This window comes from Rhodoluna sp. (genome assembly GCF_024639375.1).
GTDB lineage: Bacteria > Actinomycetota > Actinomycetes > Actinomycetales > Microbacteriaceae > Rhodoluna.
Genome location: NZ_JAHEIM010000005.1, coordinates 1 through 17,370, shown reverse-complemented (window position 1 = coordinate 17,370; position 17,370 = coordinate 1). Strand labels below are relative to the sequence as shown.

The window sequence follows — 17,370 nt, the reverse complement described above, 5'->3', positions numbered from 1 at the left end:
TGGCAGACTTGCTCTGATGCCTACGATGCTACCTTCGGTTCCAAAATCTCTCGGGAGGCTATCCGATGTGTTCGTCTCTGCACTCGGGGCCATCACTGGGGTCGACAACCGTCTCAAACTAAAGCGAGTCAAGCGCGCCTGTGTAATTTTGGTTGATGGCTTGGGCACTAAAAATCTTGAATTTCGTGCCGGGCATGCACCGCATCTGATCAACGCCCTTAAACAAGGCCAATCAATTCACTGCGGATTTCCTTCAACCACAGCAACGAGCATTTCAAGTTTCGCAACCGGGGCAGCCGCAGGTTTGCATGGCATGGTGGGCTATCAGGTATTTGATCGCCATAGCCAGAAACCACTGAACCTTTTGACCGGACTGGGTGGCGATCAGCCAGCTCGCACTTGGCAGAGTCAGTCAACCGTCACAGAGGCTGCAATCGAAGCTGGTGTGCCGGTTTTTGTTGTTGGCCCGCCAGAATATGAAGGGTCGCCATTCAGTGAGGCCACTATGCCTTCGGCAACCTATATCGGGGCAAAAAGTTTTGACGAGCGTGTTTCGGCCACGCAAAAATTGCTGCGTACGAATTCCACTGCCTTGGTCTACTTATATTTTCCAGAGCTCGATCAACGAGCCCACGCTTTCGGCAGTAAGTCTGTTGAGTGGTTAGAAAAACTCGAAGATCTTGACGCCGCAGTGAAACAGTTGACTGCCGAGTTACCAAAAGATGCTGGTGTTTTGCTCACCGCCGATCACGGAATCATTGATGTGCGCCACGACCGACAGATTTATTTAGATGAGCATCGCGACCTATTGCCAGGTTTGATCTCTGTTGGCGGAGACCCTCGAGTGTTGTTTCTTTACTTCGAATCGGTGCCAACTGAAAACCAGCTCGAGCAGTTGCAAACCGCGCTTGGCTCTCGAGTGATTGTGGCTGCCAAGCAGCGAGTAATTGACGCTGGCTGGTACGGAGAAATCACCGAGACGAATGCGACGCGATTGCCGGATGTATTTCTGATTGCCAACGGTGAGGCTGCGCTTTATCACCGTGATTTTGCAAAGACCAAAAGCATGCAAATGATTGGGCAGCACGGGGCGCTTTCGACAGAGGAATTAACTATTCCGCTGTTGCGATTCGCAGCGTTTGCTTAGTCGTCGGCTTTGGTGCCAAAGACGATTTCATCCCAACTAGGCATGCTTGCTCGACCCTTTTTAGCCGGCGCAGATGCTGGCGCTTCGGCAGGAGTTTCGGCAACCGGCTCGCTAACCACAGGTGCGGGTTCTGCAGCCTTCACAGGTTCGATCACCTGAGTATCTTCGACTGCAACCTTTGCTTCGGATTCTTCACGTTCGGTGCGCTTGCGGCGGAGTGCTTCAAGCAAATCGGCTGTGGCGCTCAACGGTTCACTCGGAGTCACGTCGGCAACCGGCTTTGCAGCTGCCACAGGTGCAGGTTGAACAATCGGAGTGATGCTTACAACTGGAGCGATTGGCGCCTCAACCTCAACTTGGGCAGCCGGCTCTTCAACTTTTGGCACCAAGTGTGCGAATGCTGCTGGCGTAGACGGAATAACTTCGGTTACCGCTTCACTCGTACTTGCGTCTACCGGGCGAAGCTTCGGAATTGGAATTGAGCCAATTTCTTCATGTGCTGACAATGAAATTGCAGCTTCGTTCTCTGGCGACAAAGCCAAAGCGCGTTGATCAAAAGCCCAAGTAGCAACTGCCTCGGTGCCATTTATTTTGTATGCCACGGATACATGCCACCCACCAGTTTCGCTGCGGCGGGCAATCCAAGTGATGTCACTGGCACCACTCGCAGCCAAGCGGTTGGCAACGAGTTCGCCAAATTCAATTTGGTGAGTTGCGGTGTAGCGGTCACCGGCGGTGGTCACTCGAACCGAGAGGGCACTTTCAATAATGTGTTCAAGTTCGGCAATAACCGGCGCAGCAAATTTCTCTACGAAAGCCCAGGTGGCGCCAGAAAGTTTGACTAGTTCATCTATGGTGGTTCCCACTCGCACAGCATCTTGAATTTGACGCGGGGTCATAGTGAGGTCGTCTAAGGCTTGAGGGGCTTCGCGCTTTACCGCCGAGCGAACAGAATCGTCAATCAACAGACGAAACTTTTGACCGCCGTTGGCTTCGACCACCAAATAGTCGCCGTCGGTTTCAATCAATCGAATGTCGTCCATGCCAACCTCCCTTTGAGAGAAGTTTGCCATTCAGTTCACGAAATGTTCGTTTAGACCCAAGGCGTGCCGTTTGTGATCTGGAAAAGATTTCTGATTATAATCGGCGTTGCAGGTTTGCTATTAGGCAGATTTTGTTGCACACTATGCACGCCTATTGAACAAAGCGAGAGGGCAGCCACATGGCCACCGACTACGACGCACCTAGAAAGTCTGACGACGATTCAGAATCGATCGAGGCAATCAAGGAGCGAATTCCTGACAAGCTATCTGGTGTTGTCGACGTAGACGAAGAGCACGGCGAAGGCTTTGCTATTCCAGACGTAGTTTCTGAAGACCTAGATGTTTTGGTTTTGCCGCCGCAAGACGACGAATTCACCTGTTCTGAATGCTTCATCGTGAAGCACCACTCTTTGCTGTCTCCGCGCAAAGGCAAGCACGGCAAAGTTTGCATCGAGTGCGACAGCTAAACCTCTAAAAAAGGTTTATTTGGCCCGCTTATTTAGCAGGGCAGCTACATATTCGGCCTGATGGCTTGAGAACAACCAGTATGGCGTCGGGTCATTTTTATCTTTGACGGCAACTTTCACCATGGTTGATACGCCCATTTGAAATCTAATAAACGCCCGGATATCTAATTTCGGCCCGCGTTCAGCGAAAGCCTCACGCTTGGCGATAAATTCAGCTTTTCCCAGCTGCTTCAAGGGAATATGAGCCTTGCCAACACGTAATTGCTGGGCATCCAGGTCAATCACGGGGGAGTTGACCACCATCGCGGTGCCGGCACCAATTGCCAGCAGGGAACCAATCACTAATCCGAGGGTTTGATTGATCATTGCCAGGGTGAGCCAGCCAGTTGGTGGCAATAACAGCAGGGGCAAAAAGCTGGCGAAACTGGGCAAAACCCGCTCGTGGTAGGTGGTGCTCTTAGTCTCTGGGCTCACCGTTCTAGATTACGCTCTTACCGTGAACAACCAAGTGCCTGTGCTGATCGTCTGCCATGACGAATTTTTGCCGCTTTATGCCCAACCGGGCGATGCCGGTGCCGACCTTCGTTCAACAGAAGCGGCAGTGTTGCCCGCTGGTGAAAGAAAACTTTTGCCAACCGGAGTTTCGATTGCATTGCCTGCAGGTTTTGTTGGATTGGTTCACCCGCGTTCAGGTTTGGCCGCAAAACACGGCATCACAGTGCTCAACGCGCCAGGCACGGTTGACGCGGGTTACCGCGGCGAGATTCTCGTGACACTCTTTAATAGCTCCAAAGAAGACTTCAAAATTGAAGTTGGTGACCGAATTGCGCAGTTGGTAATTCAAAAGGTTGAGGTTGCACACTTCATCCGGGTTGAAAAATTGCCAGAGAGCGATCGCGGTCAGGGTGGCTTTGGCTCCACCGGAAAGAACTAATTATGAGCAATGACCTTTATGCAGCAACCAAGTCGGCTCCGGCCGACCGTCGCAGTGGCGGCCCTTTCGACATTTCGGAAGTCTCGGACGTTTCGCCTTATATCGATTTCGGTGCACTGCGCGTTGCCGCTCGTGAAGACATGCAAATGCGCCTCGAAGTTGAAGAAGCAACCCAGCGTCTAATTGCAGTTAGCCTCGACTGGCAGGGTTCAACCCTGCAACTTCAGGCCTTTGCAGCACCGCGCACCGATGGCGTTTGGCACGAAGTGCGTGGCCAGATGAAAGATTCGATTTTGGCTCAGGGTGGAGAAGTCGAAGAACGCGTTGGTTCGCTTGGGCCAGAGCTACTCGCCAAGATTCCACTGCTCGACGAGCATGGCAACAAATCAGGTTTTAGATTGGCTCGCTTCATCGGCGTGGATGGCCCAAAGTGGTTCCTTCGCGGAGTAGTAGGGGGCGCGGCTCTAACCGACGCCCGCGCTGGCGCTGACATCGACGACTTGTTCCGTTCGGTAATCGTGGTTCGTGGTGATGTGCCAATGCCGCCAAAAGACTTGTTGACCCTCACTTTGCCTGGTGGCACAGTGGCACCGCCAAGGTCAATCTAGTGACTGAAAACGAACCAGCCCCAAAGCAGCCAAGCGCAAAATCGGCAGCTGCAAAACTTGGCCTTTCAATTCACGATGATGAAGGCAATCTTTCGCTAACCAAGCAATCGGTGCTTGGTGCCGTAGGTGGTTGGCTAGGCATCATTGAGTCGATTTTGCCGGCCACACTATTCGTAACCGTGCTGTCGATCACCAAGCAGGTTGTGCCCGCCGTAATCGTTGCGGTGTCGGCATCCGTGGCGTTCTTGATTTTGCAGATCGTGCGCAAAAAACCACTCACCAATGCCATTGCGGGCGCGGTGGGCATTGCCATATCGGCTTTTTTGCCACTTCGTGATGGCGGTCAACCTGCCGATTACTTTGTGCAGGGCTTCTTTACGAACCTCGGATACGGCTCGGTTTTGTTGATTTCGATGGCTGTGCGCTGGCCAATTATCGGTGTCTTGATTGGATTTCTAACCGGCGAGGGCTCTAGCTGGCGCAAAGATAAGGCGCAGATGCGTCGTTTTCAGGCTGCCACCGGAGTTTGGGTGGGTTTATTTGCTGCGCGACTAGTTGTGCAGTTGCCACTGTATTTCTCCCACCAAACCGAGTTGCTCGGCATTTTTAGAATCGCCATGGGAATACCGCTCTATGCACTTTGCCTGTGGCTCACCTGGTTGCTCACCAGAGCGATAATTCTGGCCCGTCGTTAGTGGTATTTTGGTAGGGCAACGTTGCCACCAGTTAGGAAATGAGACACATGTCTAAAGTCAACAGTTTCGCTTCATCCGACATCCTGAAGGTTGGCTCGAAAGAGTACCGAATCTTCAAGCTGGACTCGGTTGACTCAAAGACTTTGCCTTACAGCCTCAAGGTTCTTCTGGAGAACCTGCTTCGCACCGAAGATGGCGCAAACATCACCGCAGAGCACATCAACGCATTGGTCAACTGGGATCCAAGCGTTGAGCCAGACGTTGAAATTCAATTCACTCCTGCTCGCGTAATCATGCAGGACTTCACCGGTGTGCCTTGTGTCGTTGACCTTGCCACCATGCGTGAAGCAGTTGCCGAACTTGGCGGCGACCCAAAGCGCATCAACCCGCTTGCACCAGCAGAACTTGTTATTGACCACTCTGTTCAAATTGACGTTGCCGGTTCTGCGGATGCCTTCGAGCGCAACGTTGAGTTTGAATATAACCGCAACGGCGAGCGCTACCAGTTCTTGCGTTGGGGCCAAACCGCTTTTGACGACTTCAAGGTTGTTCCACCTGGCACCGGAATTGTGCACCAGGTAAACATCGAATACCTAGCTCGCGTTGTTATGGCACGCGAAGTGAACGGCGAACTCCAGGCTTACCCAGACAGCTGCGTGGGCACCGACTCGCACACCACCATGGTTAACGGTCTTGGTGTTCTTGGTTGGGGTGTTGGTGGCATCGAGGCCGAGGCAGCAATGCTTGGCCAGCCAGTTTCAATGTTGATTCCAAAAGTTGTTGGTTTCAAGCTAACCGGTTCAATCGCAACTGGAGTTACCGCTACCGACGTTGTTTTGACCATCACCGAAATGTTGCGCAAGCACGGCGTGGTTGGCAAGTTCGTTGAGTTCTATGGCGCCGGTGTTTCATCTGTTCCACTTGCTAACCGTGCAACCATCGGAAACATGAGCCCAGAGTTTGGTTCAACCGCTGCAATGTTCCCAATTGACGATGTCACTTTGGATTACTTGCGTATCACCGGTCGCTCACAGGAGCAGATCGATTTGGTTGAGGCGTACACCAAGGCCCAGGGCCTATGGCACGACCCAAGCATCGAGCCTCGCTTCAGCGAATACCTTGAGCTAGACCTTTCAACCGTTGTTCCTTCAATCGCCGGACCTAAGCGCCCGCAAGACCGCATTGTCTTGAGCAAGGCGAAAGAAGCTTTCGAGCAGATCATCCCAAGCTATTCAGCACAGGTCTCAAAGCCAACTGCTGTGAAGGGCCAGGAGTTCGCGCTCGACAACGGTCACGTTGCAATTGCTTCGATCACCTCATGCACCAACACATCAAACCCATCTGTAATGCTCGCTGCCGGTTTGGTTGCTCGCAAGGCAGTGGCCAAGGGCTTGAATGCAAAGCCTTGGGTTAAGACTTCGTTGGCACCTGGTTCAAAAGTTGTAACCGAGTACTACAACAAGGCTGGTTTGACTAAGGACCTTGACGCTCTTGGTTTCAACTTGGTTGGTTATGGTTGCGCAACGTGCATCGGTAACTCGGGCCCGTTGTCAGATGAAATTTCTGAAGCCATTAACCAAAACGATCTCGCTGTAACTGCGGTGCTTTCAGGTAACCGCAACTTCGAAGGTCGCATCAGCCCAGACGTGAAGATGAACTATTTGGCTTCACCTCCGTTGGTAATTGCATATGCACTTGCCGGCACCATGGACTTCGACTTTGAGAATGACTCACTTGGTGAAGGTTCAGACGGTGAGCCGGTTTACCTTCGCGACATTTGGCCAACCGCCGAAGAAGTGCAGAAGACCATCGATGAGTCAATCAACTCAGAAATGTTTAAGACTCAGTACGCTGGGGTATTCGACGGCGACGAGCGCTGGAAGGCACTGCCAACACCCGAGGGTGCCGTTTTCGAGTGGGATGCAAAGTCAACCTACGTGCGCAAACCGCCTTACTTCGAAGGCATGAAGAAGACCCCGGATGCGGTTCGCAACATCACCGGTGCTCGCGTGCTTGCCAAACTTGGTGACTCAGTTACCACCGACCACATCAGCCCAGCTGGTTCAATCAAGGCAGATTCACCTGCAGGTCAGTACTTGACCGAACACGGCATCTCTCGCGTTGACTTCAACAGCTACGGCTCACGTCGCGGAAACCACGAAGTAATGATTCGCGGAACCTTTGCGAACATTCGCTTGAAGAACCAACTTCTTGATGGGGTAGAGGGTGGTTTCACTCGCGACTTCACCAAGGATGATGCGCCGCAATCATTCATCTATGACGCATCTAGCAACTACCAAGCTGCCGGTATTCCACTGGTAATTCTTGGTGGCAAGGAATACGGTTCAGGTTCATCACGTGACTGGGCTGCAAAGGGCACCAGCTTGCTTGGTGTTCGCGCAGTTATCACCGAGAGCTTTGAGCGCATTCACCGCAGCAACTTGATTGGAATGGGTGTTCTGCCTTTGCAGTTCCCGGCTGGTCAAAACGCTGCTTCTCTGGGCCTTGATGGCACTGAGGAATTTGATTTCACCGGAGTTGACGAACTAAACAACGGCACCACACCTAAGACAGTGCACGTAGTTGCAAAGCCTTCGGCGCACTCAGCAGCTGGCAAGCCAGTGGTTGAGTTTGACGCGGTTGTTCGCATCGACACCCCCGGAGAAGCCGACTACTACCGCAACGGTGGAATTCTTCAGTACGTGCTTCGCAGTTTGGTTAATTAGGCAGAAATACCTTCGGGGTATTTCTGGTTCAACATCGCATGACTCTTCTAGAGGGAATCAAAGGTCCGAGGGACCTCGATTCGCTGAGCGCTGAGCAACTAAAAACCCTTTGCGGTGAAATTCGCGAATCCTTGGTTCGGTCGGTTGCAAAAACCGGCGGACACCTTGGCCCGAACCTAGGCGTGGTTGAAACCACGGTAGCCATTCACCGAGTGTTTCACTCGCCAACCGACGCCATCATTTTTGACACCGGTCATCAGTCCTATGTGCACAAGATGCTCACTGGCCGAAGTGACCTGAGCACTCTTCGTCAAAAGGATGGTCTAGCTGGTTATCCGCAGCGATCTGAATCTGTGCACGACATTGTTGAAAGCTCGCACGCGTCTTCTTCAATTTCTTGGGCCGACGGCATTGCAAAGGCGTTCAAACTCACCGATCAAATCGATCGCTACGTGGTTGCGGTTGTTGGTGACGGAGCACTCACCGGTGGAATGACCTGGGAAGCGCTAAACAACATTTCTGATGACAACGATCGTCGACTAGTAATTGTGGTCAACGACAACGGTCGTTCGTACGCCCCAACCATCGGTGGTCTCGCAAAATATTTGAACGGCGTTCGCACCGATCACAACTACCGTCGCCTATACCGACTGAGCAAGAAGTTGTTCTATAAGTTTGGCCTGCTTGGACGTTTGATTTACTCTGCAGCTCGAGGCGCCGGCAAGGGTTTGTTGGCTACTTTTGCACCGCGTGGATTGTTTCCAAACCTAGACATTAAATACATCGGCCCAATCGATGGCCACGACATCGTGGCAATGGAGCAAGCTTTGCAACAGGCCCGCAAATATGCGAGCCCGGTAATCGTGCATGCAATCACCACCAAGGGCAAAGGCTTTAACCCTGCGATTCTTAATGAAGATGACCAGTTCCACGCCGTGGGCAAGATTGATCCAGAAACAGGCGAGGCTCTAGACAGTAATCCAGCACAAACTTGGACAGATGTTTTTGGCGATGAGATTGTAAAAATTGCCGATAGTCGCAAAGACATCATTGGCATCACTGGCGCGATGTTGCGCCCAGTTGGTCTAGACAAGTTCGCTGATAAATACCCTGATCGTGTTTTCGACGTGGGCATCGCCGAGCAGCACGCCGTCACTTCGGCAGCGGGTATGGCATTTGGTGGGTTGCACCCGGTAGTTGCGCTGTATGCAACATTTGTGAACCGAGCATTCGACCAGGTTCTGATGGATGTTGCACTGCACAAAGCTGGCGTAACTTTTGTGCTTGATCGCGCCGGCGTGACCGGCCCCGACGGTGCAAGTCACCACGGCATGTGGGATTTGAGCTTGTTGCAAATTGTTCCTGGTATTCGCATCAGTGCGCCGCGCGATGCCGCTCGCTTGCGCGAAGAATTAAACGAAGCGGTGGCCGTGCAGAACGCCCCAACCGTGGTTCGTTTTTCTAAGGGAACAGCTGCTGGTGAAATTGTTGCCGTGCGCCGAACCGCTGACGGTGTTGACGTGTTGCGTGATGCACCGGCTAAGGATGTGCTGGTGCTAACCGTTGGACCAATGGCTTCAATTGGTTTGCAAGTTGCCGAATTGCTGGCAGCGCAGGGCATCGGCGCCACTGTGATTGACCCGCGTTGGGTTGTGCCTGTGCCTAAGTCAGTAATCGAACTTGCCAAGCAGCACCGCTTGGTGGTGACCATCGAGGATGGCATCAAGGTTGGTGGCATTGGCACTCGAGTGCGTCAAGACATGCGCGAAGCTCAGGTTGATACCGCGTTGAACGAAATCGGCTTGCCTGATGAATTCTTGGAACACGCTACCCGCAATGAGATTTTTGAGCGAGTTGGACTAACGGCTCAAACAATTGCTCGAGACATTGTTGCGCAAGTGGTTGGCTCTAAAGTGCCACACGCAAGACCGCTGGCCGAAAACCCAACTATTGAGGTTCGTCGGTAGATTTTTGCAGCGCCCCATAAATCACGGGCGCAGTTAACGTGGCTTGCCAATTTCTGGCGCCGGCAGCAACCAGAGCTTTTTCAATTTCTTCAGTGGTCAATGGCTCCGGTGGCAACCAGCAGATTTGACGAACATAATCTGGGGTAATCAAATTTTCGATTGGCAGTTCAAGCACTTCTGCTTGAGTGGTGAGGGCCGCTCGCACGGCCTTTAGTCGAGCATCGGCCTCGGGATACTTATTTGGCCAAATGCGGTGGTTTGGAATTCCAACGATTGGTAGCTTCACCGGCGGCATGTCGCGATCCTTCAAACCCACCTGCAGGGCTTCCCACCAGGTATCTAGGTAGCTGCGGCTTGCGCGACCAACGAAAGCCTTATCCGAAGCAAGTTCGGGTTTGGTTTTTGGTGGGTTCTTTGCAAGGTGAGTGAACGAAGTGTCGGGCACCAAACGGCCTGGAGCCACATCAAGTTTTTCGGCGAGCGCTTCGCGGGCAGTCCAAAGTGCACGAGCAATTGCCATGCCGCGAGTGTCTTTGACTTCGTGAATGCCAGTGAGGCCTCGCCAGCGATCGATCTTTGGCGGCTTTGGTTGCATGTTGGCAACTGCCGCAAATTCTTCGGCAGCCCAATCAAGCTTGTTTTTCTCAGTAAGCAATGCAAGCATTTGTTCACGCAATTCGAAGAGCACGTCAACATCCAATGCTGCATAGGTTAGCCAGTCATCATGAAGTGGGCGAGTGCTCCAGTCAACAGCAGAGTGCTCTTTCGCGAGTTTTACACCCATAAGTTGTTCGGTCACAGCACCCAAACCCACGCGCGCTAATCCTGCAATACGTGAGCCAAGTTCGGTGTCGAAAAGTTTTGTTGGAGTGATCCCCAATTCACGCAAACAAGGAATGTCCTGGCTGGCAGCGTGCAAAATCCACTCGTCTGTGGCAAGCAAATTCGCTAGTTCGGCAAACGCTGCAACATCGTGATTTGGTGAAATGGCAATTGGGTCAATCAAATAAATAGGTGATCCAAGTCGATAGGCCTGAATCAAATATGCTCGCTGAGAATATTTGAAACCCGAAGCACGTTCGGCGTCTAGAGCAAATGGCCCACTTAGTTTTGCCAGTGTTGCGACTGCGTCAGCCAATGACTCTGCGGTGTCTACAAATACAACTTCGACACGTGGTTTTGCCAGAAGAGGTAATTCGATAATTTCTTCACTCATCGGTTTTGATTCAAACCAATCGCAGTTACCCCGGCTGGCAAATTAGGGAACCCCGACATGATGCAAACCAAGTCTTGCCAGGCCTCAAGATGGGCGGCGGCATCGGTGTTGGTTGGAGACCAGGATGCTCTGATTTCAAGTTCTGCGTGATCGCTTTGGCCGCTCAGCGAGCCATAGCCAGAAGAGATTATTCGGGTGGCGGTGCCGGCAGCCGCGGTGTTTGAGGCCGAGCGATTTGCAAGTGCCTCGGTGAGCCAGGCCCAGGCAACATCAGATATTTGCTCATCGGCGCCAATGTTTGTTTCAAGTGGAGACTTGGCGAAACAAATCACGCGAAAGCGAGAGTTCCAGGCCTCAGGTTCGTTCGGCTCCCACAGTAAAACAAAGCGGCCGGTTCCAGCATCCGAGGCGACATCGTTTGTGTCGGCGTCAACATTCGCGGAGAACGCAATTGCATGGGTGGCCAGCTTGCTTGGGGCATCGATTTGCTCGAGCAGCAGTTCTTCGCGAACCGTTGCCGACCGCAGCGAATCGAGCGCCAACCGAAATTCGGCTGATGCGTTTGCTGGGTTCTCAAACTCGATCATCGAAGATAAGGCTAAATGGCGCTGGGTCTGGCCCCCAGTTGCCACGCCGTTTAGCACTTGCGCCAGCGGGTGAGCAGATTCTTGCCCACGGGCTCTGTTGCTTCGAGTTGCCATGCATCTGAAAAACCCAAAGCCTGCTGCACCTTTTTTGGGTCAGCCTCGGATGGCTCCTCGCCGACGATGGTGAGCCAAAGTGTGGCTGGTTGCGAGGTTTGCTCGATGTGTTTTAACAGCTGGGGGCCACCCTCGTAAAAGAAAATTTTATGACCATCAATTTTGAGGCGTTCGGTAAGTTCGTCAAAGATTGGCGGTGCGAAATGCAACACTGTGCCTAGTTGAGTATTTGAAACATCGCCAGAAGCACTAAGTATGTAAATGGGTGCATAGGAAACCTTGGTGTATTTCTCATTGCGCACAGTTGCGCCAGTGGTGACGATTGCATCGGCTGACTTTCGCAATCGCAAAAATAGTTCGCGATCTGCGTCGTTCGAAATCTGCCCAGAGCTGCCGGTGGCATCAACGTAGTTGCCAGCCCAATCGGTCACAAACATTGCGTTCCAGCCGGGCGCTAACTGCACAGGTGATTTGCTCTGGGTTGAGGTCAAGTGGCTATGCTCGCTTTTCGCGCACCTGGCGTTTGATTCTGCCAAGCATGGCTCGCATTCCACGCATGCGCAGTGGTGAAACCGCCTCGGCTAGGCCAATGCGTGAAGGAAAATCATCATCTACGCCAAGAACCTCGTCGGCGCTGTGGCCATCCAAAGCTTCTTGCAAAATGCTGGCAAACCCGCGGGTAGTTGGTGCCTCTGCAGGTGCGGTGAAAAACAGGTGCACCTTGTCGCTGGCGTCAACCTCGACAAATAGAAACACCGGGGACTGGCATTCTTCGACCCGTTCAAGCAGGTCAGGGTGATCTGCGTAGCGCTCTGGAAGTTCAGGAAGTTTCTCGGAAAACTCGAGAAGAAGACTCAAGCGATCTTTAATTCCGATTGCATTGAAATCTTCGATCAGCTCTTCGATTGAGTTATTTGCTGTGCTCAAAATTAAGCCACTGCAGGAGCCACGCCTGGCTCGATGCCCTTCACAATCGGAACGCCCACCAAGCTGCCCCACTCGGTCCATGAACCGTCGTAGTTGCGCACGTTGGTGAAGCCCAACAAGAAGTTGAGGGCAAACCAGGTGTGGCTCGAACGCTCACCAATTCGGCAGTAGGCAATCACGTTGTCACCAGGCTTCAGCCCGGCTTCGCCAAGATAAATGGCTTCGAGCTCGGCGCGTGATTTAAATGCGTGATCTTCGCCAACCGCGCGTGACCACGGCACTGATTTTGCACTTGGGATGTGCCCGCCGCGCAATGCACCTTCGTCGGGATATGCCGGCATGTGGGTGCGCTCGCCGGTGTATTCCTCAGTTGAACGAACATCGATCATTGGGTTGCCAAAGTGCTTCAAAATGTCATCGCGGAACGCGCGGTATTGAGAGTCATTGCGCTTTACCACTGGGTAGTCAGCAAGGGTAATGGTCGGCTCTTCTTTGGTAAGTTCGCGTCCTTCGGCAATCCACTTGTCGCGGCCGCCATCCAAGAGGCGCACATCTTCGTGGCCAAACAGTTTGAAGACCCACAGTGCATAAGAACTCCACCAGTTGCTCTTGTCGCCATAGAGCACCACGGTGGTGTCTCGTGAAATTCCTTTGCTTGAGAGCAGCTGGGCGAAAGCTTCGTCAGAGACATAGTCGCGGGTGACTGGGTCGTTTAGGTCGGTGTGCCAGTCAATTTTGACCGAAGTGGCAATGTGGCCGGTTTCGTAAAGAAGCACATCTTCGTCAGATTCAACAACTACAAGGCCTTCGCGGCCAAGATTGGCAGCGAGCCATTCGGTTGAAACTAGTACTTCTGGGTGGGCGTAGTCAGCGAATTTCGGATTTGAATCGAACTCGATAGTCATCTGCGGGGTCGCCACTTTCTGGTTGATTAGACTGCTTGTATCTCTGATAAGCCTATTTCGCGCACTAGGCATTCCCAAACGCAAGGTAACAATTGGCCATCGACACCAGCAAATACGGCTCACTGATAGCTCACAACCCAAAGAGTTCCGTCTCTGAGTTGTTGGCCGACTTAGTGCCCCCTCGTGAATTTGTTGGAGCAAGTTTTGAAACTTATAAACCGCACGCTGAGTTTGATAGCCAAGCCAAGGCCATGCTCAAGGCACAGAAATTTGCCAGCGGCAAGACAGAGCGCAAACTTTTCGGCAAGTCTGCACCGGTTGCTGCCGGCATTTACCTGGACGGTGGCTTCGGAGTTGGTAAAACTCACTTACTGGCATCAATTTGGCATGCCTTCAAAGGGCCAAAAGCCTTCGGCAGTTTTATCGCTTACACAAGTTTGATTGGTGCTTTGGGTTTTGCTCAGGCAGTTACCGCGTTGGCAAAATTCGAACTAATTTGCATCGATGAGTTTGAGCTCGATGATCCGGGCGACACAATGATGATGTCTCGATTGTTGAACGAACTTGAAGCCAAGGGAGTGCGTTTCGCCGCAACTTCCAACACTCCGCCCAACGCACTTGGTGAAGGACGTTTCGCGGCTTCGGATTTTCAGCGCGAAATTCACGGCATTTCAGACCGGTTCGACATGTTGCGCATCGACGGCGAGGACTATCGCCATCGCCCAGTGGATTTCGAAAGTCGCCCCCTAACTGAGGCCCAACTCGAAGAGTGGCTGCAGCAGGGTGACGTATCAAATACCACCGTGGATGATTTCGAACGTTTTTTGATGCACCTTTCGACCATTCACCCTTCACGCTATGGCCGCCTGCTTCAGGGGGTCAATCGCGTTGCCTTCAAGCACGTTTACCAACTCAACGACCAGGTCGATGCCTTACGTTTTGTGGCATTTGTAGACCGCGCCTACGAGGCTCAAATTCACATGCGTGGCACCGGTACCTCGCTGACCGACGTGTTCTCGCCGGAGTACCTGGGCGGCGGTTTCAGAAAAAAGTATCTGCGTGCGGTATCTCGCCTTGGCGCCATGACTGTATAGTGGCCAATTTTAACGTTTTACAAACACGAAACATTTCGGGTGTCGAACTGAAACTTTGGTACCGCAAACTCTCTCTATAGCCAACACGCGGTTGGCTTCGATTTGTTTTCTTAGAGAGAGGTAAACAAATGGATCAGGGAAACACCGCCTTTGTTCTAATTTCAGCAGCCCTTGTGTTGCTAATGACCCCCGGCCTTGCATTCTTCTATGGAGGAATGGTTAAGGCCAAGAGCGTTGTCAGCATGATGATGCTCAGCTTCGGATCACTCGGTCTAATCGCAGTGCTTTGGGTGCTCTACGGCTATGCCATTTCATTCTCAAACGGTGGCACATCCACCTTCGTTGGAGTCGATGGCTGGTTCGGTATCGATACGTCCTTCCTAGGCCTTTCGGCTCAGGTGGCCGATGCAGCAGCTCCGGCCGGTGCGTTCCCAACCATGGCGTTCGTAGCCTTCCAGGCCACATTCGCAATCATCACCGTGGCTCTTATTTCGGGTGCTATCGCAGACCGTGCCAAGTTTGGCGGCTGGATGGTTTTCGCAGGCCTCTGGGCAACCATCGTTTACTTCCCGGTTGCAAACTGGGTGTTCAACTTCACCCTTGCCGACGGCAAAGTTGTCGATGGCGGCTGGATCGTTTACGGCCTTGGCGTTATCGACTTCGCTGGTGGAACCGCGGTTCACATCAACGCAGGTGCCGCGGGTCTAGCTCTAGCTATTGTTCTTGGCAAGCGCTTCGGCTTCAGCAAGGGCATCACCCAGCCTCACAACGTGCCACTTACTTTGCTAGGTGTTGCACTGCTTTGGTTCGGTTGGTTCGGCTTCAACGCGGGTTCAGAACTTGCAGCTGATGGCATTGCGTCAATCGCGTTCATCAACACGCTGGCCGCACCTGCAGCAGCGATGCTCGGTTGGATTCTGGTTGAGAAGATCAAGCACGGCAAGGCAACTTCAATTGGTGCCGGTTCTGGTGCCGTAGCTGGTTTGGTAGCGATTACCCCAGCCTGTGCGTCACTAGATCCAGTTTGGGCAATCGTGCTTGGCCTTGTTGCCGGTATGTTGTGTGCACTTGCGATTGACTTGAAGTTTGCACTTGGCTTCGATGACTCACTTGACGTAGTTGGCATCCACCTAGTTGGTGGAATCGTTGGAACCCTTTACATCGGTATCTTCGGAAACGGTGTGGGTGCAGCGTTTGGTTTCGGCTGGCACCAATTCGCAATGCAGGCACTTGGTGCAGTTGCGGTTCTGGTTTACAGCTTCGTAATGGCTTTGATCATTGGTTTCATTGTTGAAAAGACAATTGGATTCCGAGTCAAGGCTCAAGACGAAATTGCAGGCATCGACACCGTAGTTCACGGTGAAGAGGCTTATGCATTCGGTGCAGACCGCGGCTAACTAAAAAAGTATTAGCCAAGGGGAGAGGTCCGTAAGGGCCTCTCCTTTTGGTGCGTTCAAAAGAAAGGCAATTCATGGTTCATCAAAACACCACGATGTTCTTAATCATCTGCTCGGCGTTAGTTCTCTTTATGACGCCGGGTTTGGCGTTTTTTTATGGCGGCTTGGTGCGTGCGTCAAGCGTCGTATCAATGATGATGATGAGTTTCGGTTCACTCGGCCTAGTTGGCATGATGTGGGTTGTCTTTGGTTATGCCATGACGTTTCACTCATCGGGTCAAGGAAATTTCTTAGGTATTGATGGCGTGGTTGGCATCGATCTAAACAAGTTGTTCCTAACCGATGTGGTTGCACTCGCTAAAGCTGGGGATGGCTTCGGTCTCGCTTTTGCCGGATTCCAAGGAACTTTTGCGGTCATCACCGTGGCGCTGATTTCAGGTGCAATTGCAGACCGCGCTCGTTTCGGATCATGGATGATTTTTGCTGCGATTTGGGCGACGTTGGTTTATTTTCCAGTGGCCAGTTGGGTCTTTAACTTTCAAGTTGTAAATGGAAAAATTGTTGCCGGTGGTTGGTTGGTTCACGAAGTTGGCGTGCTCGATTTTGCTGGCGGAACCGTGGTTGAAATTGCCTCTGGCGCCTCTGCTTTGGCCCTGGCCCTTGTGCTCGGCAAACGCTTTGGTTTTACCAAGGGAATGCACGCTCCACATAATGTGCCGCTCACACTTATTGGCGCAGCAATTCTTTGGTTTGGTTGGTTCGGCTTTAACGCGGGTTCTGAACTTGCCGCGGATGGCATTGCCTCGCTTGCGTTCATCAACACTCTCGCTGCTCCGGTTGGCGCGATGATCAGTTGGGTCGTCTACGAGAAGCTCGTTCACGGCAAGCCAACCTCGGTAGGCGCCGGCTCTGGAGCCATCGCAGGCCTCGTGGCGATTACGCCATCCTGTGCATATTTGGAGCCGATTTGGGCGCTGCTGCTGGGCCTAATCGTTGGTGTGGTTTGTGCCATGGCGATTGAACTCAAATATCGCTGGGGCTTCGATGACTCACTAGACGTGGTTGGCATTCACCTGGTGGGTGGCATTGTGGGCACGCTATACATTGGCTTGCTTGGTGACAACGTTGGATTGCTATTTGGTTTTGGTGGCGATCAGTTACTGAAGCAGCTAATTGGTGCCACCGCAGTGTTGGTCTACGCCTTCGTAATCTCTTATGCCATCGGCTGGGGTATTCAAAAAACCATCGGATTTAGAGTGACCAGCACCGATGAAATTGCTGGAGTCGACAACACCTTGCATGGCGAGAACGCGTACTCAGAGGTTGATCCACGTTGGAGTTGGAAGGGATAACGCGCCTGCGGATAAGTTTGCGAAGGTCGATAATTTCGGTTAGAGTAGCCAAGTTCTGTTTTGCAGAACATGCGGATGTGGCTCAGTTGGTAGAGCACAACCTTGCCAAGGTTGGGGTCGCGAGTTCGAATCTCGTCATCCGCTCGCAGTAGGGCGTAAGCCTCGCAAAGCATGGTGGAGTGGCTGAGCGG

The 17,370-nt window shown here is 52.5% G+C and carries 17 protein-coding genes and 1 tRNA gene; 11 read left to right on the top strand and 7 right to left on the bottom strand.

Translation table 11 applies throughout. The annotated features are described in order from the left end of the window. Positions 1-16 precede the first annotated feature (16 nt). Complete coding sequence (locus Q0L28_RS02790) at positions 17-1,147, top strand: nucleotide pyrophosphatase/phosphodiesterase family protein (RefSeq protein ID WP_296631291.1); 1,131 nt, start codon at positions 17-19, stop codon at positions 1,145-1,147. Here the strand turns inward: Q0L28_RS02790 and sepH are convergent. After that, the gene (gene sepH, locus Q0L28_RS02785; protein WP_296631287.1) at positions 1,144-2,190 is read right to left on the bottom strand and encodes a septation protein SepH; all 1,047 of its coding nucleotides are present in this window, start codon (positions 2,188-2,190) and stop codon (positions 1,144-1,146) included. The two genes, Q0L28_RS02790 and sepH, sit on opposite strands and share 4 nt — an antisense overlap. Before the next feature lie 179 nt (positions 2,191-2,369). On the opposite strand from sepH, the gene Q0L28_RS02780 reads away from it, so the two are divergent. Next, the gene (locus tag Q0L28_RS02780; RefSeq protein WP_296631284.1) at positions 2,370-2,657 is read left to right on the top strand and encodes a DUF4193 family protein; all 288 of its coding nucleotides are present in this window, start codon (positions 2,370-2,372) and stop codon (positions 2,655-2,657) included. A 15-nt stretch (positions 2,658-2,672) separates the two neighbouring features. On the opposite strand, the gene Q0L28_RS02775 is transcribed toward Q0L28_RS02780, so the two are convergent. Next, on the bottom strand, positions 2,673-3,131 hold the full coding sequence (locus tag Q0L28_RS02775) for a DUF3093 domain-containing protein (protein ID WP_296631282.1): 459 nt from the start codon (positions 3,129-3,131) through the stop codon (positions 2,673-2,675). Between the two features lie 22 nt (positions 3,132-3,153). On the opposite strand from Q0L28_RS02775, the gene dut reads away from it, so the two are divergent. From dut to dxs, 5 genes are read left to right on the top strand one after another with little or no spacing between them, the layout of a single operon-like run. Then, positions 3,154-3,591, top strand: coding sequence for a dUTP diphosphatase (gene dut, locus Q0L28_RS02770; RefSeq protein WP_296631279.1), 438 nt, complete (start codon positions 3,154-3,156; stop codon positions 3,589-3,591). Positions 3,592-3,593: 2 nt separating this feature from the next. Beyond that, a complete protein-coding gene (locus Q0L28_RS02765) occupies positions 3,594-4,199 on the top strand; it encodes a DUF3710 domain-containing protein (protein ID WP_296631276.1) in 606 nt (201 codons plus the stop codon). Further along, the gene (locus tag Q0L28_RS02760; protein ID WP_296631274.1) at positions 4,199-4,894 is read left to right on the top strand and encodes a DUF3159 domain-containing protein; all 696 of its coding nucleotides are present in this window, start codon (positions 4,199-4,201) and stop codon (positions 4,892-4,894) included. Before Q0L28_RS02765 ends, Q0L28_RS02760 begins: the two co-directional genes overlap by 1 nt. Before the next feature lie 47 nt (positions 4,895-4,941). Beyond that, positions 4,942-7,620, top strand: coding sequence for an aconitate hydratase AcnA (gene acnA, locus Q0L28_RS02755; RefSeq protein ID WP_296631272.1), 2,679 nt, complete (start codon positions 4,942-4,944; stop codon positions 7,618-7,620). Positions 7,621-7,658: 38 nt separating this feature from the next. Beyond that, complete coding sequence (dxs, locus tag Q0L28_RS02750) at positions 7,659-9,587, top strand: 1-deoxy-D-xylulose-5-phosphate synthase (protein ID WP_296631269.1); 1,929 nt, start codon at positions 7,659-7,661, stop codon at positions 9,585-9,587. Here dxs and Q0L28_RS02745 read toward each other — a convergent pair. Genes Q0L28_RS02745 through Q0L28_RS02725 form a run of 5 tightly spaced genes read right to left on the bottom strand, consistent with a single transcriptional unit; the run spans position 9,568 to position 13,336 of the window. Then, positions 9,568-10,803: an HRDC domain-containing protein gene (locus Q0L28_RS02745; RefSeq protein WP_296631266.1), complete on the bottom strand. Its 1,236-nt coding sequence runs from the start codon at positions 10,801-10,803 to the stop codon at positions 9,568-9,570. The genes dxs and Q0L28_RS02745 overlap by 20 nt on opposite strands. Next, complete coding sequence (locus Q0L28_RS02740) at positions 10,800-11,390, bottom strand: DUF3000 domain-containing protein (RefSeq protein WP_296631264.1); 591 nt, start codon at positions 11,388-11,390, stop codon at positions 10,800-10,802. Before Q0L28_RS02740 ends, Q0L28_RS02745 begins: the two co-directional genes overlap by 4 nt. Before the next feature lie 50 nt (positions 11,391-11,440). After that, the gene (locus Q0L28_RS02735) at positions 11,441-11,995 is read right to left on the bottom strand and encodes a hypothetical protein (protein WP_296631261.1); all 555 of its coding nucleotides are present in this window, start codon (positions 11,993-11,995) and stop codon (positions 11,441-11,443) included. Between the two features lie 4 nt (positions 11,996-11,999). Further along, positions 12,000-12,431 (bottom strand): SufE family protein, encoded by a 432-nt coding sequence (locus tag Q0L28_RS02730; RefSeq protein WP_296631255.1) that lies wholly within the window; start codon positions 12,429-12,431, stop codon positions 12,000-12,002. A 2-nt stretch (positions 12,432-12,433) separates the two neighbouring features. Then, positions 12,434-13,336, bottom strand: a complete 903-nt coding sequence (locus Q0L28_RS02725) for a sulfurtransferase (RefSeq protein ID WP_296631252.1) — start codon at positions 13,334-13,336, stop codon at positions 12,434-12,436. Between the two features lie 92 nt (positions 13,337-13,428). On the opposite strand from Q0L28_RS02725, the gene zapE reads away from it, so the two are divergent. The 4 genes from zapE to Q0L28_RS02705 all read left to right on the top strand — a co-directional run bounded on the left by zapE (position 13,429) and on the right by Q0L28_RS02705 (position 17,323). Further along, entirely contained in the window at positions 13,429-14,430 is a 1,002-nt protein-coding gene (gene zapE, locus Q0L28_RS02720) for a cell division protein ZapE (RefSeq protein WP_296631248.1), read from the top strand. Between the two features lie 128 nt (positions 14,431-14,558). Continuing rightward, complete coding sequence (locus Q0L28_RS02715; protein WP_296631245.1) at positions 14,559-15,827, top strand: ammonium transporter; 1,269 nt, start codon at positions 14,559-14,561, stop codon at positions 15,825-15,827. A 74-nt stretch (positions 15,828-15,901) separates the two neighbouring features. Beyond that, positions 15,902-17,179: an ammonium transporter gene (locus Q0L28_RS02710; protein ID WP_296631242.1), complete on the top strand. Its 1,278-nt coding sequence runs from the start codon at positions 15,902-15,904 to the stop codon at positions 17,177-17,179. A gap of 71 nt (positions 17,180-17,250) precedes the next feature. Then, positions 17,251-17,323, top strand: a tRNA-Gly gene (locus Q0L28_RS02705). Positions 17,324-17,370: the final 47 nt, after the last annotated feature.